Below are 25,179 nucleotides of genomic sequence, written 5' to 3' on the forward strand. Positions count from 1 at the left end.
GCTATGCGAGTCCGATTTAATTAGTATTTGAAGTTCAGAGAAAGCACGGCACTACGGCCTTCTGCTTCGGTTGCATAGTGAGAGGCATAAGCTTTAGTGAAATAACGCTCATCAGTCAGGTTGTTGACATTCAATTGTAAGTCAACATTCTGGTTCACATGATAACGTGCCATGGCATCGTAACGCACATAGCCTGGAACCCACTTGGTATTGGCTGCATCACCATAAATTTTATCCATTGCAACAGCACCCGCACCTAAAGTTAAAGCAGGCGTTACAGCATAGGTAGTCCAAAGGGTTGCAGAATTTTTAGGTACATTCTGCATTTGCTTACCTTTGGCAGGGTTGTCAGGTGTACATACCCCTTGACGGTTACAGGATGGGCCCGGATTCACAGTTTCACTGTCGAGATAAGTATAACCAGCAGATACAGCCCATTTATCCGTAATTTGACCATTTACGCCCAGCTCAAGACCGTCTACTTGGGTTTCGCCGCCATTGGTATATGTAGCAGCATCCAATTGAATCCGTGTATTTTGTTTTTCAGTACGGAACACGGCAGCGGTTAAATTCAGTCTTTCATTTAACACATCCCACTTTGTACCGATTTCAAAGGTACGGCTTTCTTCTGGATCAAGGTTACTGTAAGCAGCTCCAATACCTTCAGAACCATCACCTGCATCGACGCCAACAGGATTTGCTGATGTGGCAAAGCTGGCGTAAATCGAACCATTTTCTGTTGGTTTGAAGGTTAAACCTGCTTGATAAGAAAAGAAGTCGGTATCTGAGCTGATTTTTGTACCTGCTGGAATCATACTGCTACCAGAACCTGAGTTTTTGTTATAAACCAGCTCGGTATCAAATTTATCCCAACGAACACCCAGATCTAACAACCATTGCGGATTAATCTCAATATTATCCAAGAAATATACGGATGTATTTTTAGTGGTAGTGGTCGAAATGCCACGATTTGCAGTGGTTGAACCTAACCATGGATCATTTGAATTTGGATTATAGGCACTCGTACACCAGAAGTTTGATGCTGAACCAATAAGACCTAAACAGCCATTCGTTGCATTTAAGTTTAATTCGTTATTAACATTTGGAAGCGTAGTTGTAGTCACACCTAAATCTGTCAGGTTATAGCTGCCTTTATCAGACTCTTGGTGAGAATATTCCACACCTGTATTAAAGCTATGGTTTAAAGCACCCGTATTAAATTTACCTGTTAAAGAAAGTTGATCGGTAAAACCTTCTGTATCTGTAATACGGGTATTGGCACGACGTACTACGCTACCATTAGAAATGTTGAGTTTAGAGTCATCCGGTTGAGTCCAAACATAGTCATTTTTAGATTTTGAGTACTGGGTAATATTGGTCAGCGTTAAATTGTTATTTAAATCATGTTCTAATTTAAGTGTGCCAATCTGATTTTCCTGCTTTTGGAAATCACGATCTTTCCAGCCATAATAGATACCTTGTTTTACATCGAGCGGCTTGCCAGTCGCTGTTTGGTTTGCAGGATTCCAGTAAGGCACCCCTGAATCAGGTGTATCATCCGATTTTAAATAGTAATAACTTAAAGTAGCACGGGTAGGGGTGTCCAGACCAAATACAATACTTGGCGCAATACCGGCACGTTTATATTCAGCACCGTCTTTTTGACCTGCTTTTTCATTCTGATGTCCCATCACGGCAACACGTGCCGCAATACCATTACCAAAGTCTTTGTTACCATCTAAAGTAATACGTTGATAATTATCTGTACCGCCAGCAACTGAGCCTTCTAGAAAATCGCCCGCTTTAGCGACTTTAGAAATCATGTTAATGCTGCCGCCAGTGGTGCCTGCACCGCCCATGGCAGAAGCAGAACCTTTGGTCACTTCAACTTGTTCTACCGCAAACATTTCACGGTTTTGAGAAGTGGCATTACGCACGCCGTCTACATACATCGAACTTTCAGAGTTATAACCCCGGATAAACGGACGGTCACCATTCGGGTTGCCCCCTTCACCTGCACCCAAGGTAATCCCTGGAACTGTACGCAAGGCATCGCTTAAGGTAGTGACTTGTGTATCTTCGATTAACTGTTTTGAAATGACCGAAACTGACTTAGGGGTATCAAGTAAAGGCGCAACAAATTTGTTATTGGCAGATTGATCTACTTTAAGGCTGGGCGCTTGTTCAGCTTTCACTTCCTGGTGAATCGTCTCAAGCTTGATGATATTTTCATCCGCCATTGCCTGCGCGGCTACAATTGACAAAGAAGAGGCAATCGCGGAGGAAACGATCTTTTTGCGTGTTGTTATGTAAGTCATGGTAAAAGAATTTATCTTGATTTAGGTTTGAAGATGATAGTAATTATTATTATCATTTCTATATTTGTAAGATTGGTATTAACGATAATAAAAAACAGACCAATAGAAAAGTAAATGAAGTAAATAAACAACTTGTTGTTAAGTGTATGTATTTTATAAAAATTGAAAAATATGATAGTTTCTTTTAATTTAATTGATAATAATACTTATTTAGATCTGCGTTGGTTTTAAGAAAAATTTTGAAAATTACAAAAAAACCCTACATTAAGCAGGGTTTTTTTATAAGAAATATCAATTAAATATTAGAAGTCATATGAAATAGATAACCAGTAGTTGCGGCTTGGAAGGTAGGTACCAGATGTACTACGGCCAGTTGATAAATACTTATAACCTGTTACATCATTGACTGTCTTATGTTCTGTAAAATCTTTATCTAATAAGTTATTTACTGACATATTCAAGCGTAACTGATCATTTACTGTATAACTAGTACCTAAATTAAATAAGTTATATCCGGCGAATTTATTACCATACATTTTATAAATTTCAAAGTTGTCACCTGAGGTGGGTATGCTTGAGAAGCGTGTACGACTTGATTTATATTCATGTTGCAGCCAAACATCAAGTGCTGGATTAATATGCCACGTGGAGGTCAGGTTGAAGGCATCACGAGGGTTGTTATTGTAGTACAGACCTTCGTTTTCACCATCTGTCACTTCACTCTTAGTGTATGTATAAGAGGCTTTGAGATCCCACTCAGGTAAGATCGTATATTGTAAACTAGCCTCAGCGCCATACACTTTAGCTTCTTGGGCATTGATATCTTGCGAACATTCATCCACAGGACAAATTGCTTGATCACTAATATCGTTGCTTATGATGGCATCTTCAATTTGATTATAAAATGCTGTAGCTGTGAAATTAATTTGGTCGTTCGGCTGTAGATTAAAACCGAGTTCGTAGTTGGTAGAGGTCTCAGGTTTTAAGTTTGGATTACCAAAAACATAGGTTTCACCTTGACCACTCATATTAACGAGACCATTTTCAAGATCTTTAGCACTAGGAGCTTTGTATCCTGTAGTAATACCACCTTTAATGGTTAAAATATCGTTGGTATTCCATACTAAGTAAGCTCGAGGGCTAAAGTGTCCTCCAAAGCCTGAATGATCTTCATAGCGACCACCAAATGTTAGTCCTAACTGATCAGTAAGTCGCCATTCATCTTCTGCATAAATAGCCCAAGAGTTTTTATCGAATTTATTTTTACCCGTAATGTGATGAGCAATATTGTCTTCAATTTCTGATTTCTTAAATTCTAAACCACCCGTAACTTTATGGTCGCCAAGCTGTGAAATTATATGGCTATCTGCCACAAGATCAGTACTTTTTAAAGTACGGTCAGAACCAATGCGTGGGTCAGAGCTACCTTTAGGGAAAGCATCGCTTGGTAAGGTTCTTCCTTCTGTTTCGGTTTCTGAGTGACTAATATACGTTTTCCACAGACCAAAACTATAATCACCTTCATGACCTACAGCCACTTGGTTGCGTGAAAACTCAAGCTCATCTTTATAACCACTGGCTTTTTGGGGAGTGTCTTGTGTACCTAAACGGTTATCAGCATTGTCATAGGTTTGCGAGGATTGAAAGCCGTCTAACCACAGGGAATTTTGACTATCGGCTTGGAAAGTCAGTTTTGCACCGACATCGTAGTTTTCAGCAGTTGTTGGGCGTGGATCACGAGAAGTTCCCTCACCAATACGTTCAGATTTTTGACGATCTAAATATGAACCACGTAGTTGCAGACCTAATTTTTCATTTACAAGTGGACCATTGAGTAAGAAGCTGGTTTTCCAAGAGTCCGCTTCGGCATTATTTTCCATAACATTACCGCTGACAGTAATGTTGCCATTCCATTCATCTGATACTTTTTTAGTAATGATGTTAATCACACCACCCATGGCATCTGAACCATATAGGGTAGACATTGGACCACGGATGACTTCAATACGTTCAATCGCTGAAAGAGGAGGCATAAAACTTGTAGCTGCTTCAGCGAAGCCATTTGGCATAATGTTATCATTGGCAGTTGTTTGACGACGGCCATCAATTAAGATAAGTGTGTCATCAGCTCCCATTCCACGCATGCTGACATTTAGGCCGCCGGTTTTACCCACACCATTACGAACATCGATACCAGGAACATCTGCTAACAAATCAGCAATACTGGTCGCATTTTTCTTTTCAATATCTTCTTTTGTCACTACACTAATGGAAGCTGGTGCATTCTTAAGCTCTTGTTCAAAACCCGATGCTGAAACCACAATTGTTGACAGCTGATGTGTAGTTGTTGGAGCAGCTTCCTGAGTAGTCTGTGCAACAATCGAAGTTGCGGTGACTCCCAGAATGGCTCCAACAAGAGGACGAAGAGTAAAAGTATGCATAACCAAAATTCCAGTTTGAGAGAGTGTAGAGTTTTGTATTAAATTCGATAGAGAATATTAATAAGAATGTTTATCATTTGCAATAAAAATAAATAATTAACTTTAGGCAGGTTACAAAAGAAGAAAGCGCTTTGAAGAAAAGAGAGGCAGGGAAGATAAATTAAAAAAATTAGAAAAAGAGCGTATTTTTTGTATATCCTTTAAGGTTGTCATATAATGTGGCACATTTTTTTATAAACCTGTTATTACCAAATATATAGAGGAAGCCATGCAAGTAACTTCTGAAGCGGTTTCGGGCGTTGCCCGTCGTTTAAATGTTTCTGTACCGACGAGCCGTATTAATGAGCAATTTGAAGCTCGTTTAAAACGTACTGCTAAAACTGCGAAGATCAACGGCTTCCGTCCAGGTAAAGTGCCTGTGAACGTGGTTCGTCGTGAATACGGTGCAGGTATCTATCAGGAAGTTGTAAACGACATTATTCGTGATACAGTATTTGAAGCGATCCAGCAAGAAAAAATCAATGCTGTTGGTATGCCAAATATCGAAAAAACTGAGATGAAAGATGATGCTTTAGTATATGAAGCAACTGTTGAAGTTTATCCAGAAGTTGAAGTGAAATTCGAAGGCCTGGAAGTTGAACGTAAAGCGTCTGAAGTCAATGACAAAGACGTTGACACTATGCTGGAAAACCTGCAAAAACAACGTGCTTCTTGGGCTGAAACAAAAGGCATGGCGAAAAAAGACATGCAGGTGACTTTTGATTTCGAAGGTTCAATCGACGGCGAGAAGTTTGAAGGCGGTTCTGCAGAAGATTTTAAACTGGTATTGGGTTCTGGCCGTATGATCCCTGGCTTCGAAGATGGCATCATCGGTATGAAGAAAGGCGAAGAGAAAGTTATTGATGTAACTTTCCCTGAAGACTACCAGGCTGAAAACCTTGCGGGTAAACAGGCTCAGTTTAAAATCACTGTAAAACTTGTTGAAAAGCAAAAACTTCCAGAAGTTGATGCTGAATTCCTGGAAATCTTTGGTGTTTCTGCAGAAGAAGGCGTAGAGAAATTAAAAGCTGACGTTCGTAAAAACATGGAACGTGAAGTGAAAAATGGACTACGCAATCAAGTGAAAGGTGCGACTTTTGATGCGCTGGTAGCTGCAAACGAAGTTGAACTTCCAGCTGCAATGGTTGCTCAGGAAATTGATCGTCAGCGTCAACAGATGATCCAGCAGTTCACGCAGCAGTTTGGTGCACAAGGTGCAAAAGCATTTGATTCAAGCATGCTTCCAGATGACCTGTTCAAAGAACAAGCTGAAAAATCAGTTAAACTTGGCATACTGGTGAGCAAGGTTCTGGCTGATGCGAAAATTGAAGTAGATCAAGCGCGTGTAGATGCGTATATCGAAGATATGGCTTCTTCTTATGAAGATCCAAACGAAGTCATCGAATACTTCAAAAATGACCAGCAGCAACGTGCTCAAATCGAAGCAGTTGTACTTGAAGATCAGGTAGTGGATCACATTCTGGCATCTGCTAAAGTGACTGATACGACTGTAAGCTATGAAGACTTATTGAAAGAGCAGCAAGCTCGTCAACAAGGCTAATCCTAGCTGGTCATAAAAAGGCGCTTTATGCGCCTTTTTTTGATAGCGTAATTTTACCTGATATTCAGTTTTTCACAAAACTAATGCAAAAAATATCTTGGAATTGCAAGCGAATATTTTGCAATTTCAGTCATTATCCCTCATATTGTGAGTATGGATTAAGTCACAAAAATTTAGGAATAAATAAACGTATGTATGTTCCAATGATCGAAAACGCTTTAGTTCCAATGGTGGTAGAACAATCCTCTCGTGGCGAGCGTTCTTTTGATATTTATTCACGTCTTTTACGTGAGCGGGTTATTTTTCTCTCAGGTGAAGTTGAAGACCACATGGCCAATCTTATTGTGGCACAAATGTTGTTTTTAGAAGCTGAGAACCCAGATAAGGATATTCACCTGTATATTAACTCACCAGGTGGTTCAGTCACTGCGGGTATGGCTATTTATGACACCATGCAGTTTATCAAACCTGATGTGGTGACTTACTGTATGGGACAGGCGGCTTCAATGGGTGCGTTCCTGTTGAATGCCGGAACCAAAGGCAAGCGTTATTGCCTTGAAAATGCGCGTGTCATGATTCACCAGCCTTTAGGTGGTTTCCGTGGACAAGCTTCGGATATTGAAATTCATGCACGTGAAATTCTGTTCATTAAAGAACGTTTAAACCGTTTAATGGCTGAGCATAGTGGTCAGGACTATGAAAAAGTGGCACGTGATACTGACCGTGACAACTTTATGACTGCTCAGCAAGCGAAAGAATACGGTCTTGTGGATGAAGTACTTACTAAACGTCCATAAGTTTTACAGATTGAGATATTGGAGTAAATATGTCCGAACATCCTCAAGGACAAAAGCATTGTTCATTTTGCGGTAAAACGCAGTCTGAAGTCGGAAAGCTGATTGCAGGCGAGGACGCATACATTTGTAATGAATGTGTGGACGTATGCTTAGATTTGGTTCAAACCAGTCAGCAGGTCGAAACCAATGACTGGGCGAACCGTCCTTTACCGAAACCGCATGAAATCCGTGCAGCGCTCGATCAATATGTCATTGGTCAGGATCTGGCGAAAAAGACCTTATCTGTTGCAGTGTATAACCATTACAAACGTCTGAAAGTACAGACCAATGGTAAGAAAGCAGATGACTCTATTGAAATTGCCAAGAGTAATATCCTGTTGGTTGGTCCAACCGGTTCAGGTAAAACCTTATTGGCACAAACCCTTGCCCGTCTTCTAGATGTGCCTTTTGCCATGGCAGATGCAACGACCCTCACAGAAGCAGGTTATGTGGGCGAAGATGTTGAAAACATTGTACAAAAGCTTTTGCAAAAAGCCGATTATGATGTGGAAAAGGCACAAAAGGGGATCATCTATATCGATGAAATCGATAAAATTACCCGTAAATCTGAAAACCCATCCATTACCCGTGATGTATCGGGTGAAGGTGTGCAGCAGGCTTTACTGAAAATGATCGAGGGTACGGTTGCTTCTATTCCGCCGCAAGGAGGACGCAAGCATCCACAGCAGGAATTCATTCAGATTGATACTGCAAATATCCTGTTTATCTGTGGCGGTGCCTTCTCTGGCTTAGAGAAAATTGTCCAGCAGCGTCAGGAAAAAGGCGGTATTGGTTTTACGGCTGAAGTACGTAATAAAGATGAAAGCAAAAAGCTGTCTGAGCTATTCCGTCAGGTCGAAGCCAATGACCTGGTGAAGTTTGGTCTGATCCCAGAATTTATTGGTCGTTTGCCAGTCATTGCAACACTGGATGAGCTGGATGAAGATGCCTTAATGCAGATTCTGACAGAGCCAAAAAATGCCTTAACCCGTCAATATCAACACCTGTTTGAGATGGAAGATGTGGATCTGATCTTTGAGGAGTCAGCCCTACAGGGGATAGCTAAAAAAGCACTTGAGCGAAATACAGGTGCGCGCGGTCTGCGTTCGATTCTGGAAAACGCACTCCTTGAAACCATGTATGATCTGCCAAGCCGCACTGATGTAGGCACTGTAGTGGTGAATGAGGCGGTAATTAATGGAGAGGCTGCACCGGAATTCAGGGCGGAACGCCAGCCCCAATCTCAGGAAGAGCCGGTCAGCAAGATTGATTTAAAGGTAGTAAATAGTCGATCTGCCTGATTGCTATTCGTCAGAAACGTGCGAAAACTTCGTGTTTTCGCACGTTTTTTATTTCCAAATTCTAAACCCGAGTGTTAATCTCAACATCTGGGCGTGGACGCCTAAAATAAAAAAGCAGGGCACCTGCATATGCAAGAAGAAGAAAAACGCAGTGAGGGATAAACATGCGTGGAGTCGCAATAGTACTCATCAGCAGTTTGGTATTGATGGGGTGTCATGGTAAAAAAGCCCTAGTTGAGCCTAGTCAGCCACTCAGCACTTTAAAAAATATTGATCTTGAAAAAAAGCCGGGTTTTATCGAACAGCATCGTATGGGTATGATGAGCATTGGCGGCTGGGTTAACCAGAAACAGGGACAAGCTTTCCAGACCGTTCAACCACAGCATACTGATGCAGCGATCGTATATTTATATCGTCCAGATTCCAACTGGAACCGCCAGGAAATTGTGGCAGCCAGTCTGTTTATTAACCAGCAGCATATTTCAAGTTTATTGCACAACCATTATTACTGGGTAGAGCTTCCGGCGGGTAGTTATCGTCTGAGTAGCAGCCGACCTTTAGGCGCTTTACATTTTCAGAAACCCAAGTATCTGGATTTCAGTGTTGAAGCGGGACAGTCCTATTTTATTAAATATGATGAAGAAAATTTTAATACGCGCCGCAGTATGTCTGGGCCTTTGATGCTCATGCCGCACAATGTAGGGCTCAATGAAATTGCATTTACCCAGCTCAAATCACATAGCTTTAATTTTGTTGCCCAAGACCAGAAAACTGGCAAGGTGCGTAAAAAGGCCCAAAAAATTCAGATGCCTAAATATGATCCTGCAACTGATGTACAGCTGATTGCACCTTTTAAACTTTGGGATCCACATAGCTGGTAATACCATCAGTTCATAAAAAAGCACCCAGATGGGTGCTTTTTTATAGCTCTTAAATTAGCCCTCAGCAGCATCAACTACTGGAATCTTACCAATTTTCGCCTGCCAGATTTTTGGAGCAGTGGCGTGTACAGAGGTACCGTTTACGTCCACAGCCACAGAAACCGGCATATCTTTCACTACAAATTTGTAGATCGCTTCCATACCCAGGTCTGCAAAAGCAACAACTTCCGCTTCACGGATCGCTTTAGACACCAGGTACGCAGCACCACCAACAGCCATTAAGTAAGTCGCTTTGTTGTCTTTGATGGCTTCAACAGCAGCAGGACCACGGTCCGCTTTACCGATCATGCCAAACATGCCAGTCGCTTCAAGAACTTGACGCGTAAATTTGTCCATACGTGTTGCAGTAGTAGGACCAGCAGGGCCAACGACTTCATCACCGACTGGATCGACTGGGCCTACGTAATAGATGAACTTGCCTTTCAGATCTACAGGAAGCTCTTCACCATTGTTCAGCATGTCTACCATACGTTTATGGGCTGCATCACGGCCGGTATAGATGGTACCGTTAAGAAGCAGGGTATCACCTGGTTTCCAAGAATTCATTTCTTCCTGAGTGATGTTGTCAAGGTCAACGCGCTTAGAAGAAGACGAGTCCCAAGTCACTGATGGATAATCTTCAAGGCTAGGCGCCTGAATATGTGCTACACCTGAACCATCCAGGGTGAAATGTGCGTGACGGGTTGCTGCACAGTTCGGAATCATACCAACCGGTTTACCCGCAGCATGACATGGGTAATCTTTGATTTTAATATCCAGCACCGTGGTTAAACCGCCCAGACCTTGAGCGCCAATACCAAGTGCATTGACTTTCTCGAAGATTTCTATACGAAGCTCTTCCAGTTTGTTTTGTGGACCACGACGAAGCAATTCGTCCATGTTGATCTCTTCCATCAATGCTTCTTTGGCCAGCATCATGGCTTTTTCCGCAGTACCCCCAATACCGATACCGAGCATACCAGGAGGACACCAGCCGGCACCCATAGTCGGGACGGTTTTCAGTACCCAGTCCACGATTGAATCTGACGGGTTTAGCATTGCTAGTTTAGATTTGTTTTCTGAACCACCACCTTTTGCAGCAACCGTAATATCCACTTTGTTGCCTGGAACAAGTTTGTGATAGATCACAGCAGGTGTATTGTCTTTGGTGTTCTTTCGACCAAATGCAGGGTCTGCCAATACAGAAGCACGCAGTACGTTTGAGTTTTCTAGATAACCTTGGCGTACACCTTCATTAATAGCATCATCCAGGCTCATGGTTAAATCAAATTTAACATCCATGCCCACTTCAACAAATACGTTGACGATACCAGTATCCTGGCAGATCGGGCGATGGCCTTCTGCACACATGCGTGAGTTGATTAGAATTTGCGCGATTGCATCTTTCGCAGCCTTGTTCTCTTCACGGTCGTACGCACGGCTCATCGCTTGGATGAAGTCTTGTGGATGATAGTAAGAAATGAACTGAAGCGCATCTTTTACGGATGTGATCAGGTCATCTTGCTTGATAATAGTTGTCATACAAATATCTCTTGAGCGGGCTGATAGCTAGCGGGCTAAATTATAAGACAAAAGGATCAGGTTGTGGGCATTTTGCGGGGACATTGGCTGAAAGTTTATAGTTTGAGCAACTGCTCGCTGGAAAAGTTATCCGGAACTGTCATAAATGATGAAAAAAATTGCCTATATTTAAACTTATATTACAGCTTTATTTTTATAAAAATAAATTACTTTATCATAAATAATTGATTTTTATACATTAATATAATTTATTGAATATTTTATTTTTGTCATATAACTGTCATATATCTGACTCATAATGAGCGCATTAAAAGGAGACCTTGAACATGACTACAAGTATCTTAATGGTTGCAGGCTTTTGTATTTATATCGCAGCAACGTGGATGTACGGCCAAAAAGAAGATCAAGCTTAAGCTTTATCTTCTTTTTGCATTTTATACTCTCAGTATTCTATTCTTCTTCAAATCTTCAAATCTTCAAATCTTCAAATCTTCAAATCTTCAAATCTTCAAATCTTCAAATCTTCAAATCTTCAAATCTTCAAATCCTATTATTTTACGTGATGAAACACAGCTATTTTGTCCTATTACATTCTTAACTGATCAATACTGAAAGCCTGAATACCCTTACACATAGTCGGATTCTCAGCGCTTAGACTAAAGATTCTTTAATTTTACTAATGGGCAACTGGAATGAATAATATTAATGTAAATGACATCAAAGAACATGCCTCGGTAATTGCATCATGCGGCACGCAAGTCGGAAAAGTAGATCATTTAGAAGGGCAGGACTCAATTAAACTCACCAGAAGTGATGATGAAAATAACGAGCATCATCTGATTCCTTTGAGCTGGGTAAGTGAGGTGAAAGGTGATCAGTTGGTACTCAACAAAACTGCAGATGAAGTTCGTGCACAATGGACTACGATGTAATTGATGTTGATTTCTATATAAAATAGAATGTAGAAAAGAGCTAAGTCTCGATAAAAAAGCCAGTCATATTGACTAGCTTTTTTATTACCATTAGAAATATTTAGGACACTTGGTCTGGCAATAAAAAACCATTCAATGAATAGAATGGTTAAATTCAATGTAGAAAGCTAAACTCAAATTCACCCCAATTATTGCAATTGATAGAAGTATCAATTAATCAAAATTAATTTTATTCATTAGTTTAAGACTTAGTTAATGAATATTTATCTGGCCCTTTATAGATTAATATAAAAGGTGACTCTGAGATAAAAAGCACTGATGAAAATCATAAACTGTATAATATTATGAGGGATAAATGAAAAAGGGATCATCGATTACACGTGTATTGGATATTGTGGAAGCAATCTCTACAGCCAAGCATCCTCCTACTCCCTTGGATTTATCCATTCAACTTGATATTCCTAAACCTAGTATTCATCGACTTCTACAGACGCTAGAGCAGGAAGGTTTTGTTACCTATGATACGTATGGTGGTTATATTATTGCCGACCGTACCTGTAAGATGTTGATGGCTACATGGGAACAAGAATCTCGAAAAGTTGAACGACTGGCAATTCTTCAAAAATTATCTAATCAGATTAATGAAACTTGCGGGATTGCTATTTTAAAAAATAATCAGATGCTTTATACCGATCGAGTACAAACCAATTGGCCACTACAGATTTATTTGCCTGTAGGTTCAGAAGTACCTTTATGGTGCACCTCTAGCGGAAAATTATTTTTAAGTTATCAGCCGAAAAATAAACGTAAAAATATTGTTGAGCATTTACCTATTACTCAACTTACCAAAAATACAATCACTGACCCCAAACTTTTAGAGCAAAACTTGGAAGAAATTTTTAATAAAAAGCTAGGAACAGATAATGAAGAATTTGTTGCGGGTATGGTAGCTTGCTCTGTTCCTATTCAAAAACAGGACAATATTGTTGCATGTTTATATATCCATGCACCTACTATAAGAAGGTCATTAGATGATTTACTCGCATTTGAACCTTTATTAAGGCATGCGGCACATGAACTGAGTAAACTTATCGAAAATGAGGCATAAAAAAGAAGAGTAAATCTTTTAAAGATTTACTCTTCTGATAAGAAGAAAATAGGGAAAATTAATTTAAAGTAGGCATGGAGAATTGTGCGCCTTCTCTAATGTTGGCAGATGGCCAACGTTGCGTGATGGTCTTACGGCGGGTATAAAAACGTGCGCCATCTGGACCATAAGCGTGTAGATCACCAAATAAAGATCTTTTCCAACCACCGAAACTGTGTGATGCAACGGGTACTGGTAGTGGAATATTAATTCCTACCATCCCCACTTGAATGTGATCTGAGAAATAACGTGCAGCCTCACCATCACGAGTATAGATACATGTTCCGTTTCCATATTCATGTTGATCAATCAGGTCCATCGCTTCTTGCATCGTATTAACTCGCAAGATTTGTAACACTGGGCCAAAAATTTCTTCTTTGTAACTCACCATGTCAGGACGTACCTGGTCAATGAGTGTAGGTCCTACATAGAAACCATTTTCATAGCCTTCAGGCGCTGCCTGACGGCCATCTACAACAATAGTGGCACCTTGCTGTTCCGCACTGTCAATATAGCCAATCACTTTAGCTTTATGTTGAGCGGTAATCACTGCACCGAAATCATTACTTTTGTCAGAAAAATGACCGAATTTTAATTTTTGGATCTCATTTTTTAGTTTTTCAATAACTTGATCAGCAATTTCATCACCTACTGCGACAGCTACTGATAATGCCATGCAGCGCTCACCAGATGAACCAAATGCAGCACCAAGCAAAGAGCTAACGACATTATCTATATCCGCATCAGGCATAATAATAGCATGATTTTTTGCTCCACCTAGAGCCTGACAACGTTTGCCTTGTGAGGTAGCAGTTGTATAAATATATTCAGCAATTGGGGTAGAACCTACAAAACTGATCGCTTGTACACGAGGATCATATAATAAGGTATCTACCGCTTCTTTATCTCCATTTACAACATTTAATACACCATCTGGTAAACCAGCCTCTTTTAAAAGTTGGGCAATAAATAGTGTAGAAGATGGATCGCGTTCTGAAGGTTTCAGTACAAAAGTGTTCCCACATACAATTGCCATTGGGAACATCCACAGTGGAACCATAACAGGGAAGTTAAATGGTGTAATGCCCGCAACCACACCTAAAGGCTGCATTTCACTCCAGGAATCAATATTAGGTCCTACATTTTTGCTGTATTCACCCTTTAGGAATTCAGGAGCACCACAGGCATATTCTACATTTTCAATACCACGTTGTAGTTCACCTGCTGCATCATGGACAATTTTACCGTGTTCACTACCGATTAGCTCACAGATTTTATCTGCATTTTTTTCAAGTAATTCTTTAAACTTGAACATAACCCGGGCGCGCTTGAGTACAGGTGTGTTACGCCATGCAGGAAAAGCGGCTTCTGCAGCGGCAATGGCCTGTTCGACTGTTTGCTTACTTGCAATCGCAACTTCATTTTCAGAAGTGCCAGTTGAGGGATTAAAAACTTGTTGAGTACGATGAGCCTCTAAGCAAGTTTCACCATTAATAAAATGTCCGATAGTTGTCATAATCTAATTCCTTGAATAAATATAATTAGGTTAGCTTTTTAATCTTGAATTACCAAAGCTTGTTATAAAGTTCGATCATTTCTGAAATAGAGGGTACACGTGGGTTATTGCCTGGTGAGCCAGAAGCTAAAGCCTGCTCTGCCATAGTCTGAATAACTTCATCAAAATATATCTTTTCGACTCCAAATTCTGCAAGAGTAGGGACTTGTAGCTCTTTGTTGATTTGAATGAGTGCAGATACTAGTTTTTGGTTGGCAACATCATCATGATCATCAATATGTGCGACCCCAATTGCACGGGCACAATCAGCATAGCGTTCAGGTGCAGCTGCAATTGAATATTCAGTAATCAAGGGCAATAACATGGCATTGGAAAGGCCATGTGGTACATGGAAAAAAGCACCTATTGGTCGACTCATACCATGAACGAGAGCAACAGATGCATTTGAAAAGGCGATACCGGCTAAAGTAGATCCAAGCATCATGCTTTCTCGCGCAAGTTCATTATTTGGTTCATGGTAGACACGCTTTAAGTTAGGACCGATCAAACGCATAGCAGCGATAGCCTGTGCATCACTATAAGGACTTGCTTTTTTACTCACATAAGCTTCTATGGCATGGGTTAAAGCATCAATACCTGTATCTGCTGTTGTCCGGGCAGGTAAAGACATAGTTAATTGATAGTCTACGATCGCAGCAATAGGAAGAAAGCCTATTCCGGCACAGAGCATTTTTTCACTCGTTGCATCATTGGTAATAATCGTAAAACGTGTACATTCAGAGCCAGTACCAGCTGTCGTTGGAATGGCAATAATAGGCAAACCCGTTTCATTGACCTGGCGAGGGAATTTGTAATCACGAATCTCACCACCAAATTTTCCTAAGATACTAATAGCTTTGGCACTATCAATTGGGCTGCCACCGCCAACTGCGATAATTGAATCATATTGACCTGATCTGACTTTGACTACACCAGCTTCAATAGAGCTCGATGTCGGTTCTGGGATAGTTTCATCAAAATATTCAGATGTGATATTTGCCTCACTGAGAATAGTTTGGATTTCTGAAATATAACCCAGCGATACCATCACTTTATCCGTGATAATAAGTGGTTTGCTACACCCTATAGTTTTTAATATGTCGGGAATCTTGAACCTGGAATTTTTTCCAATTTCCATAATTCTTGGTAAATTAATAGTATGAGTCATTCATATCTTCCTTTATTAATAACTTTTCGACTTGTTTTAGAAAGAACCAAACATTGTTCCAAGTGTAATAACACCAGTCAGTGCAATTAATGGAATAATGACTGCGACGACAAACATGTCATAATAGGATTGTTTATGTGTTAGTCCACATAAAGTAATAATGGTAATTACCGCACCGTTGTGAGGGAGGGAATCAAGAGCACCAGAAGCCATGGAGGCCACACGATGCATAAGTTCTGGATTGATTCCGAATTCTGTTGCCAAATTCATATAGGTTTCACCCATCGTATTTAAGGCAATACTCAAACCACCAGAAGCAGAACCTGTAATTCCGGCTAAGACATTAATTACGATTGCCTCTGAGATTAGAGGATTATGAGGTGCAAGCCCTACAAGAAAATCCCTAAGAATGAGGAAGCCAGCCAAGGAGGCGATGACTGAGCCATAACCTACTTCTGATGCTGTATTAAAAATAGGCAAGAAAGAAGAAGATACACCTTGTTGTAGTGACTCTTTAACATTGGCAATCCTGTTCCAGTTACAAAAAATAATAGTTAAACAGGCAAGTACTAAAGCGCAGATAATGGCCCATAAACCAACAACAGAGTTAAGAGAGGTATTACCAAATTTATCTGTGGCCAAATATGAAACGTCAAGTTGAGGTAAGATCAATTTAGTTAAAACAAGGTTGGTCACAATCACCACAATAATCGGGGTAAATGCGATCATCAAGCTAGGACCTGCTTGGTGACGGGGACCTTGATGATGTTCTATATGATTGCCATAGCCCTCATTATTTGCAGCAGCATGCGCAATTCTACGATTAAGCCACCACATACCTGCAATCAGCATAAAAATTGAGGAAATTATTCCCAAACCAGGGGCCGCATAAAGATCTGTTCCAAAAAAAGGCATTGGAATAGCATTCTGAATCGCTGGTGTACCTGGTAACGCAGTCATTGTAAAGGTCAATGCACCTAACATGATTGCACCTGGAATTAACCGTTTAGGAATATTTAGTTCTCTAAATAATGCAGCTGCAATTGGAAAGACTGCAAAACCAACAACAAACAGCGACACCCCACCATATGTCAGCACTGCACATGACAATACAATCGAAAGCATTGCACGGTGATGACCTAAGTTATTGACGAAGAAGTTAGCAATAGTATTTGCTGAACCTGAATCCTCCATTAATTTCCCAAAAATGGCACCAAGTAAAAATAATGGGAAATATTTGATGATGTAACCACCGAGGCCAGTCATAAAAACTTGCGAGTAAAACCCGAGTAATTCATGACTATACCCGCTCCAGAGCACGGCAAATAATGCTAAAGCAGGTGCCAAAATAATTACGCTAAATCCTTTATATGCTAGATACATGAGCAATATTAAGGATAAGACAATTCCTATCAGTCCTATCATGGGCACACATCCTGTTTATCTTAAATATTCTTATAATTTCCGTATAATGATACGATTCGTATCATTATTGATGTATATAATTTATGCAAAAAGAAGTCAAGTTCTTTTGGTAACGTATTTATATTAGTAAACAAAATTATTAATAGAGGATTTTTTACGTGAAAAATAAATATATGTTTTAAATATAAATTTATTAAAAAACAATAAAAAAAACCACCCTTATGGGTGGTTGTTAAAATCTACAATATATCTATTGACCTTGCTGATCCGCTTGAATGGCTGTCAAGGCAATAGTGAACACGATGTCATCTACTAATGCACCACGTGACAGGTCATTGACCGGCTTGTTCAAGCCTTGCAGCATTGGACCTACACTAACCACATTGGCAGCACGCTGTACGGCTTTATAGGTGGTATTGCCGGTATTCAGATCTGGGAAGATGAATACATTGGCGCGGCCAGCCACTTGCGAGTCTGGAGCCTTTTGACGGCCTACACTTTCTACAGAAGCAGCATCGTACTGCAATGGACCATCAATCAGCAGATCTGGACGACGTTCCTGAGCGATACGGGTCGCCTCAGCAACTTTTTCAACTTCTGCACCTGCGCCTGAAGTACCGGTAGAATAAGAAATCATCGCGATACGCGGATCAATTCCAAATGCTTTGGCAGAGTCGGCAGACTGAATGGCAATTTCAGCCAGTTGTGCCGCGTCTGGATCCGGGTTAATTGCGCAGTCACCATAGACATACACTTCATCCGGTAACAGCATGAAGAAGACTGAAGACACCAAGGAGTAATCTGGAGCAGTCTTGATGAGCTGGAAAGCAGGACGAACAGTATTGGCAGTCGTATGCACGGCACCAGATACCAGACCATCGACCTGATCCAGTGCCAGCATCATGGTACCTAGCACCACGCTATCTTGTAACTGCTCACGGGCCTGCAACTCATTGATTTTGCCTTTACGCAGCTCGACCATCGGGGCAACATAATTTTCACGGATCAGGTCAGGGTCAATAATTTCCAGATCATCTGGTAATTCAATACCACGAGCTTTAGCCACTTCAAGCACAGACTCTGGCTTGGCCAGAAGAATACACTGAGCGATATGGCGTGACTGGCAAATGGCTGCTGCCTGTATCGTACGCGGTTCATCACCTTCTGGTAATACAATGCGTTTTTTCGCTGCAATAGATTTTTGTACCAGTTCGTGGCGGAAGGCAGACGGAGAAAGACGCGGCTTGTAAGAACCATTAAGGGTGGCGTTCAACCAATCCGGATTAATATGACTGGAAACGAAACGCGTCACCTGTTCAGCACGCTCAATATCATCTACTGGAATTTCATTGCTGAGATTGGTCAGCTTTTGTGCGGTTTCAAAGGCACTTAATTCTGTATGCAGGATCGGCAGCCCTTGTTTGATCGCAGTCTGGCAGAACTCCAGTACCAGATCATTCGGCTGGTAGTGTTCAGTCAGAACCAGTCCAGCCAAAGGAATGCCATTGCTGCTGGCCAAACTACTTGCCAGCAGAACATCAACACGGTCTGAGGCACTGATGATCAGCTCACCTGCAACAAATTTATGCAGTTCATGTTCGATATTGGCAGAAATCAGGCTGCTGTGCTGAACGCGGCGCTGTTTAGCTTCACCTTCATTGATCCAGTAAGCAGAAATGTGGGCAGCCAGATCTGAGATACGTGGCACACTCAAGGTTTTGCTAAAAGGCACCAAACCGATGACTGGCAGCTTTTCACACCCAATATGTGGATGAGTCTGCTGAATCGCAGCAACAAATTTTTCTGTATCTTCAGTCAGGCGCAGAGCAGGGTTGAGAGTAACCGGAATCTGGGCAGATTCTTCTGACAGGCCTTTGGTGCGCATCAGCAGAATTCCGGACAGGCGTGTTGAACTTAAGCCACCGAAATTGCGGATCTGCTGTTCTAACTTGTCGGCGGTTTGTAAAGGCTGCTGAATATCCGCATTGCTTACGATCACGACTTTGGCATCCAAAGCCTGAGCAAGTGCGGTATTCAGGTCATCGGCAAAACCGTCAGTGGTATTTGGCAATAAACCTTGCACGATGATCAGGTCATGCTGCTTGGCAATCTGGCGGTGCAGACGGACTGCATCTTCAAGCAGTTCATCCTGTTCACCCTGACTCAAGCGTTGCAGAACCGTGTTATAGCTAATCGGCTCAACCGTCTCACTCTGAGAGATATGATGATAGAGCGCTGTGGTACGGTCTACGGTGTCTGCTCCTTCCTGAGTGAAAGGTCTGAGAAATCCAGCCTTAACACCCTGACATTCCAGTGCATATACCAAACCCAGACATGCAGATGTTAGGCCTACACCTTCCCCAGTCGGAACCAGTAAAATCGTTTTCATACGTATATCAACAATTATAAATATCAGATAAAAGAGGGTTGCGCTTGCTTAAGCAAGCGCTGGTTCAGCTTCATACTTTTTTATAGAAGCACTTTCTACTTCAAGCTCAACCACATTTTCGGTTTCTTTTGCGATGCGAGCTTCTTCATCCGTTGGCACCACCCAGATTTGTGGACCTGTTCCGTTGTCGATGCGGCCTTCAGTGCCACGCTTTAAGTTATTATTGCTGTCTTTATCTAGGTTAAAGCCAAAGTGTGGTAGGTAAGCCATAGTTTTTTCACGGATATAGGCAGAGTTTTCGCCAATACCACCGGTGAAGAACAAGCCATCCAGACGAGGTAGGCCACAGCTTAGGGCGGCCAGAGATTTTGCTAAACGGTAGCAGAATACTTCAATCGCCAAAGTTGCATCTTCATTACCATTTTCAGATGCTTCGATCAGGGTGCGCATATCATTGGACAGATTGTCAGATAGGCCGAGCAAGCCGCTTTCTTTATTGAGCATTTTGTCAATTTTATAGATATCCCAGCCCAGGTTGGCAGCCAAGTAGCTATGCAGACTTGGATCGACATCACCACTACGCGTGCCCATCACCAGACCTTCAAGCGGAGTTAAGCCCATTGACGTATCAATACTTTGACCATTCCATACTGCACAGGTCGAGCTGCCATTGCCCAGATGTGCAGTCAGCCAGCCGCCTTGTTTAAAACTGCCTGCCAGTTCAGAACCGCGATCTGAAACATAGGCATGGCTCGTGCCATGGAAACCATAGCGGCGTACACCGTGCTCAGTATAAAGGAATTTTGGTACCGCATAACGGTAAGCATGGGCTGGCATGGTTTGATGAAAAGCCGTATCAAAAACTGCAACTTGCGGCAAATCCGGGAACAGGCGTTGAGTCGCTTCAATTCCGATTAAGTGTGCCGGGTTGTGGAGCGGGGCGAGTGGAGTCGCTTCACGAATTTTTTCAATAATCTCATCGGTAAGCAGCTCGGCTTTAGTCAGGCTGCCCCCATGAACAACACGGTGTCCAATCGCATCCGGCTTGTAGTTGGCCAAACGCTCGAGACCGACTTCCAGTGCTTTTTTATGATCTGCAAATGGAATATGAATATCGACTGGCTCATTACCAACAGTCACGCCTTTAATGCGGGCATTTTCTGTGCCTAAATTCTCAGCTAAACCATGAATACGGAAATCTTGCTCCTCAAGCAATAAGGCAAACTTGATTGAAGAAGAACCACAATTAATAACTAATACTGATTTAGACACGACTGATTACCCGATTTCTAATTAAAATTCTCATCCATTTGGTTGATCTGTTTGCTGACAAATGCGAGGCAATATAGATCTGTGAACATGTTTTAACATTAGTTTTTTTACTGTCCTAGATAGACTTTAGCAGATTAGACTTAAGCATTATCGACCCAAGGAACAATAATAATTAAAATTTATCGGCTCATAGTTTTCATTTATAAATAAAATGATGTTGAAAATATGAACGATTTAAACACTTTAATCTATTTATTACCGTATTTTGGCTGAATAGTTTTCCAGTGTAGCGCTTAAAATGCGCTCTAAGATGACAAAATACAATTTTATAAAAAATTCCTGTCTATTGTGACCTGCGGGTTTTATTTTAATATTTGAGTTGCAGATCATATAGATTCAGCCTTAGGAACAAGGCTGAATCCACCCTTCCTTATTGGCGAATCTGACCATCACCAAAGACAATCCATTTTTGTGAGGTTAGGCCTTCCAGACCGACCGGGCCACGGGCATGGATTTTATCGGTTGAGATTCCGATTTCTGCACCCAAACCATATTCAAACCCATCGGCAAAGCGGGTAGAGGCATTCACCATGACAGAACTTGAATCTACACCTGCTAGGAATTCACGTGCCAGACTATAGTTTTCAGTAATAATTGAATCGGTATGATGCGAACCATACTGGTTGATGTGCGCGATTGCTTCTTCAATGCCAGACACGACTTTAATTGCCAGAATCGGTCCCAGATATTCGGCATACCAGTCTTCTTCAGTGGCGGTATGCACCTGTTGTCCCAGAATGCGCTGGGTTTCACGGCAGCCCCGCAGTTCAACCTGTTTCTCTTGATAAAGCTCAGCAATTCTTGGCAGGAATTCTTCTGCGACTTTCTCATCGACTAGTAAAGTTTCCATGGCATTGCAGACGCCATAGCGATGAGTTTTGGCATTCAGCGCAATAGGGAGGGCTTTCTGCAGGTCGGCTTGTGCTTCAACATACACATGGCAGTTGCCATCCAGATGTTTAATGACCGGAACACGCGCTTCATCAGTAATGCGTTCAATCAAGCCTTTGCCTCCACGTGGCACAATCACATCCACATATTCAGTCATGGTAATCAGATGGCCCACGGCAGCACGGTCGGTGGTATTGATCACTTGTACCGCAGTTTCAGGCAGACCGGCGACATTCAAGCCATGTTGAATTGCAGCTGCTATTGCCTGGTTGGATTCCAGTGCTTCCGAACCGCCGCGTAAAATAATGGCATTTCCTGATTTTAGCGCCAAGGATGCTGCTTCTAGGGTGACATTCGGGCGAGATTCATAAATCATGCCGACTACGCCCAGAGGAACACGCATTTTGCCCAGCTGGATACCGGATGGGCGATAGGCCATATCGGTAATTTCACCGATCGGGTCGACCAGACTGATCACATCTTTAAGGCCTTGTAACATATCTTTAAAGCGTGCGGGGTTGAGTTCCAAGCGATCCAGCAGGGCACTATCCAGATTGTTCTTATGTGCTTTGGCCATATCCAGCTGATTGGCTGTCAAAATAGCTGGCTGGTTATTTTCTAAAGCAGTATAGATTGCTGATAATGCGTTGTTTTTCGTTTGGGTAGACGCGCGAGCCAAAATGCGAGAAGCCTGGCGTGCCTGCTGTCCTACCGTTTGCATATATTGTTCAATAGACTCTTGCATAGCGGTTGATCACTCAGAAATTTCACTTCGATATTAACAGCCTGTTGCAGCACAATGAAGCCCGTCACTTAAAATTCATAAGCTTTTCACTGTTTCTAAACATTTTGAAATTGTTTTGGCTTTAAAAGCAGATAAGTGGTGATTGAATCAGTTGCTTGTGAAAAGCACCTCTGTATAGAATGCTGAAGAACGACATTGAAGTCCTAAAATTACTAAAGAGCAGGATGCGTGTTCAGGCTCAGCGGAATGAACCTGACATAAGAACTGTAAATAATGACTTGCACAATAAAAATAAGGCAAGGATGAAGGAGAGGAATATGAATTCCATTATCCAGATGGATGCCCAAGCATTAGACCAGCATAACCATTACGGTTTTTTTGATCTTTATGATAAGCACTGTTTTAAACAGCCCGCCCGTACTACATGGATTGAGGGCTGGAAAATCGAATATATCGCCATTTCCCGGCCTGACACCCTACATATGCGGCCCATGGTGATTATTGGCGGCGCTTTTCAGAACTTTAATTCCTATAAATATTGTGTGGAACAACTATTTGATGCAGGTCCAATTATTCTGATCGACCTGCCTTCTATGGGGGCTAACCAGCAGATTAATAATGTCGATACCGGTGTATCGGCTGGAACGCTGGAGCTGGAAACTCTGGCAGGAATGCTGGGGCAATGGCTGGAACAGATGCAGTTACCGAAAGTTGCAGTTCTCGGCATGTCATTGGGGTCGGTGGTTGCTTCATGTCTGGCAGATCAGCGTCCTGAACTGGTAGACCGCATGATCTTGATGGGTGTTATGCAAAAGACCCGAAAAAGCTGGCGTATGCTACTGGAAGAGTCTTTGCAACTGATGAAAGAGCAGCGCATGGAGGAGTTTGGTCAGGCCGTGATTTTATATCTGGTCAATCATGCCCGTTTAAATGAAACCCGAATGTCGCCTACAGCGAAGCGCCTGTTCTTTAAGCAAATGTCTGAATTCACGGCCACCGAACAGGAACGCTATGATATTAACTGCAATCGCTTGTTAAGACTGACCAATGTACCTATTCCCCAGTGCAAGGTGTTGGTGGCTTGCGGACAGTATGACAGTTTTACCTTGCCGTATGAGAATGCCAATTTTGCCTTGCAATGTCCAAATATGCAGTATGTACAGATTAGGGGGGCAGATCATGTGCCTCAGTTACAGCGCCGTAAGGAAACCATGAATCTTTTTGCAACCTTCTTACGCGATGAACCTGTGGATCAGCTGGAAGGAATTATTCCGTTCAGCCGTGAACAGATGCAACAACTGGAACGCCGTGGGGAAGAGCGGATTTGTGTGCAGGCATCTCAGCGTTATCTTAGCCATCGTCATTCTGAGCTGACCTTCAAGGCAGAGATTGTGGATATGAGTTTCTTTGGGATATTGCTACAGCTCGAATCAGGGCAGAGCGCACTGGCAGCAGCTTATCCACGAGATTTGGCTTTGCATTTAGAAGATGAGGAGGGTGAATTCAAGATTGAATGTCTGGTCTTTGAACATGATGACACCCAGTTGCGTGCCTTATTTAAGCATGGCAGTTTTGAAATCGCAGAACGTTTATTACATTTTGTCCAGACGCAAAAAATGCTGTCACAAGCTGAAGTATTTGAAACTGCCATTTAAAAGCTAAAATGAAAATATAAAAAACAGCGTGATCAAACGCTGTTTTTTTTCACCGCATGCACCATCCAGACCAGATCGCCTAAATGTTCATCCTGCTGAATGTCCTGATTTTCAGGACGAGGCTCGACAAAATAACGTTGTGGTTGTTGTACTGTGACCTGAGTAAATCCGGCCTGCTGGAAAAACTGTTGCAACTCCTGTGGAGATTTAAAGTGAAAGCTAAATGCACTGCGTGACATGAATTTCAGTAGACGACTCGAAGCCCAGATAAAGTTGGCCAGTCGGTTTTTGATGGGTTCCGGGTAAATATCACTTAAGTAATGCACTTCACTAAAGTTTTGGCCGTAGTCAGTTATGCCTTTAAGTAGAGTAAATAACATGTTCTGGTCAAAATAATTGATCAGGCCTTCGCTAATGACTACCAAGGGCTGTGCAGGGTTAAACACCTGAAAAACCTCAGCCAGTTCTTCTGAAAAAATATCGGCGCTGAGTACTTCTGGAGCAGTTTGATCAATCTGGCGCAAGGCAGCAGTTTTGGTTTTGGCCATCTCTGGTAAATCCAGCTCGCGATAATTGAGCTGGGGGAATTTCTGTCTAAAGTTCCAGCTGCGTGGCGACAGACCTGAGGCAATTTCCAGAACCTGTATAGCAGGATGTTGCTGAATCAATTGACACAGATGTTCATCAATCATCTGGTGGCGTTGCTTGAGCGTAGTACGCATACTGCCCCCCACATAATGTTCCGCCCAAGACTCCAGCGGATGCACCATTTTTGCCAGAAATTTGCCTTTAGAGGTGGCAAAGACCGGATGGGAGATGCCCATTTTGTACCAGATATAGCCGGTATAATGTGCAGTAAAAGAAATATGGCGATGTTGTGAAAGTGCATCTGTCATGGGGTTCTGACCTTATTGTTTTTTTAATTGAGGCTCAATTGAGCGGGTTTTCTTGCATCATAATCAAAAAGGAACACTTTGTCGTG

Annotated in this window: 17 protein-coding genes; 7 read left to right on the forward strand and 10 right to left on the reverse strand. The window is 41.9% G+C overall.

The window, feature by feature from the left end; translation table 11 throughout:
• Positions 1-20: 20 nt before the first annotated feature.
• Both E5Y90_RS02045 and E5Y90_RS02050 read right to left on the reverse strand, forming a co-directional pair.
• The gene (locus tag E5Y90_RS02045; protein WP_174659264.1) at positions 21-2,318 is read right to left on the reverse strand and encodes a TonB-dependent receptor; all 2,298 of its coding nucleotides are present in this window, start codon (positions 2,316-2,318) and stop codon (positions 21-23) included.
• Positions 2,319-2,620: 302 nt separating this feature from the next.
• Positions 2,621-4,759, reverse strand: a complete 2,139-nt coding sequence (locus tag E5Y90_RS02050) for a TonB-dependent receptor domain-containing protein (protein ID WP_174659265.1) — start codon at positions 4,757-4,759, stop codon at positions 2,621-2,623.
• 268 nt (positions 4,760-5,027) lie between these two features.
• On the opposite strand from E5Y90_RS02050, the gene tig reads away from it, so the two are divergent.
• The 4 genes from tig (at position 5,028) to E5Y90_RS02070 (ending at position 9,377) form a co-directional block, all read left to right on the forward strand.
• Positions 5,028-6,359 (forward strand): trigger factor, encoded by a 1,332-nt coding sequence (gene tig, locus E5Y90_RS02055; protein ID WP_151203362.1) that lies wholly within the window; start codon positions 5,028-5,030, stop codon positions 6,357-6,359.
• A gap of 191 nt (positions 6,360-6,550) precedes the next feature.
• Positions 6,551-7,156 carry an ATP-dependent Clp endopeptidase proteolytic subunit ClpP gene (clpP, locus tag E5Y90_RS02060; RefSeq protein ID WP_151203363.1) on the forward strand — a complete coding sequence of 202 codons (606 nt, stop codon included), beginning with the start codon at positions 6,551-6,553 and terminating at the stop codon, positions 7,154-7,156.
• Positions 7,157-7,185: 29 nt separating this feature from the next.
• Positions 7,186-8,496 carry an ATP-dependent protease ATP-binding subunit ClpX gene (gene clpX / locus E5Y90_RS02065; protein WP_174659266.1) on the forward strand — a complete coding sequence of 437 codons (1,311 nt, stop codon included), beginning with the start codon at positions 7,186-7,188 and terminating at the stop codon, positions 8,494-8,496.
• 164 nt (positions 8,497-8,660) lie between these two features.
• Complete coding sequence (locus tag E5Y90_RS02070) at positions 8,661-9,377, forward strand: DUF2846 domain-containing protein (protein ID WP_174659267.1); 717 nt, start codon at positions 8,661-8,663, stop codon at positions 9,375-9,377.
• Positions 9,378-9,431: 54 nt separating this feature from the next.
• Here the strand turns inward: E5Y90_RS02070 and E5Y90_RS02075 are convergent, their stop codons facing one another.
• Positions 9,432-10,958 carry a fumarate hydratase gene (locus tag E5Y90_RS02075; protein WP_151203366.1) on the reverse strand — a complete coding sequence of 509 codons (1,527 nt, stop codon included), beginning with the start codon at positions 10,956-10,958 and terminating at the stop codon, positions 9,432-9,434.
• A gap of 692 nt (positions 10,959-11,650) precedes the next feature.
• Between E5Y90_RS02075 and E5Y90_RS02080 the strand changes: the two genes are divergently transcribed.
• Together E5Y90_RS02080 and E5Y90_RS02085 are read left to right on the forward strand one after the other, a co-directional pair.
• Positions 11,651-11,890, forward strand: a complete 240-nt coding sequence (locus tag E5Y90_RS02080) for a DUF2171 domain-containing protein (RefSeq protein WP_174659268.1) — start codon at positions 11,651-11,653, stop codon at positions 11,888-11,890.
• 355 nt (positions 11,891-12,245) lie between these two features.
• Complete coding sequence (locus tag E5Y90_RS02085) at positions 12,246-12,998, forward strand: IclR family transcriptional regulator (RefSeq protein ID WP_174659269.1); 753 nt, start codon at positions 12,246-12,248, stop codon at positions 12,996-12,998.
• 58 nt (positions 12,999-13,056) lie between these two features.
• Here E5Y90_RS02085 and E5Y90_RS02090 read toward each other — a convergent pair whose 3' ends face one another.
• The 6 genes from E5Y90_RS02090 to E5Y90_RS02115 all read right to left on the reverse strand — a co-directional run bounded on the left by E5Y90_RS02090 (position 13,057) and on the right by E5Y90_RS02115 (position 22,542).
• A complete protein-coding gene (locus tag E5Y90_RS02090) occupies positions 13,057-14,553 on the reverse strand; it encodes a CoA-acylating methylmalonate-semialdehyde dehydrogenase (protein WP_174659270.1) in 1,497 nt (498 codons plus the stop codon).
• 49 nt (positions 14,554-14,602) lie between these two features.
• Complete coding sequence (locus tag E5Y90_RS02095) at positions 14,603-15,760, reverse strand: iron-containing alcohol dehydrogenase (RefSeq protein WP_174659271.1); 1,158 nt, start codon at positions 15,758-15,760, stop codon at positions 14,603-14,605.
• 36 nt (positions 15,761-15,796) lie between these two features.
• Positions 15,797-17,185, reverse strand: coding sequence for a GntP family permease (locus E5Y90_RS02100; RefSeq protein ID WP_174659272.1), 1,389 nt, complete (start codon positions 17,183-17,185; stop codon positions 15,797-15,799).
• A gap of 250 nt (positions 17,186-17,435) precedes the next feature.
• Positions 17,436-19,574 carry a phosphate acetyltransferase gene (gene pta / locus E5Y90_RS02105; protein WP_174659273.1) on the reverse strand — a complete coding sequence of 713 codons (2,139 nt, stop codon included), beginning with the start codon at positions 19,572-19,574 and terminating at the stop codon, positions 17,436-17,438.
• Positions 19,575-19,622: 48 nt separating this feature from the next.
• A complete protein-coding gene (locus E5Y90_RS02110; protein ID WP_151203369.1) occupies positions 19,623-20,846 on the reverse strand; it encodes an acetate/propionate family kinase in 1,224 nt (407 codons plus the stop codon).
• Positions 20,847-21,276: 430 nt separating this feature from the next.
• Positions 21,277-22,542 (reverse strand): glutamate-5-semialdehyde dehydrogenase, encoded by a 1,266-nt coding sequence (locus E5Y90_RS02115; RefSeq protein WP_151203370.1) that lies wholly within the window; start codon positions 22,540-22,542, stop codon positions 21,277-21,279.
• Positions 22,543-22,859: 317 nt separating this feature from the next.
• On the opposite strand from E5Y90_RS02115, the gene E5Y90_RS02120 reads away from it, so the two are divergent.
• A complete protein-coding gene (locus E5Y90_RS02120; protein ID WP_174659274.1) occupies positions 22,860-24,197 on the forward strand; it encodes an alpha/beta fold hydrolase in 1,338 nt (445 codons plus the stop codon).
• Between the two features lie 32 nt (positions 24,198-24,229).
• Here E5Y90_RS02120 and E5Y90_RS02125 read toward each other — a convergent pair whose 3' ends face one another.
• Positions 24,230-25,093, reverse strand: coding sequence for a class I SAM-dependent methyltransferase (locus E5Y90_RS02125; RefSeq protein WP_174659275.1), 864 nt, complete (start codon positions 25,091-25,093; stop codon positions 24,230-24,232).
• Positions 25,094-25,179: the final 86 nt, after the last annotated feature.

It is taken from the genome of Acinetobacter sp. 10FS3-1, from assembly GCF_013343215.1.
GTDB classification, from domain to species: Bacteria; Pseudomonadota; Gammaproteobacteria; order Pseudomonadales; family Moraxellaceae; genus Acinetobacter; species Acinetobacter lwoffii_C.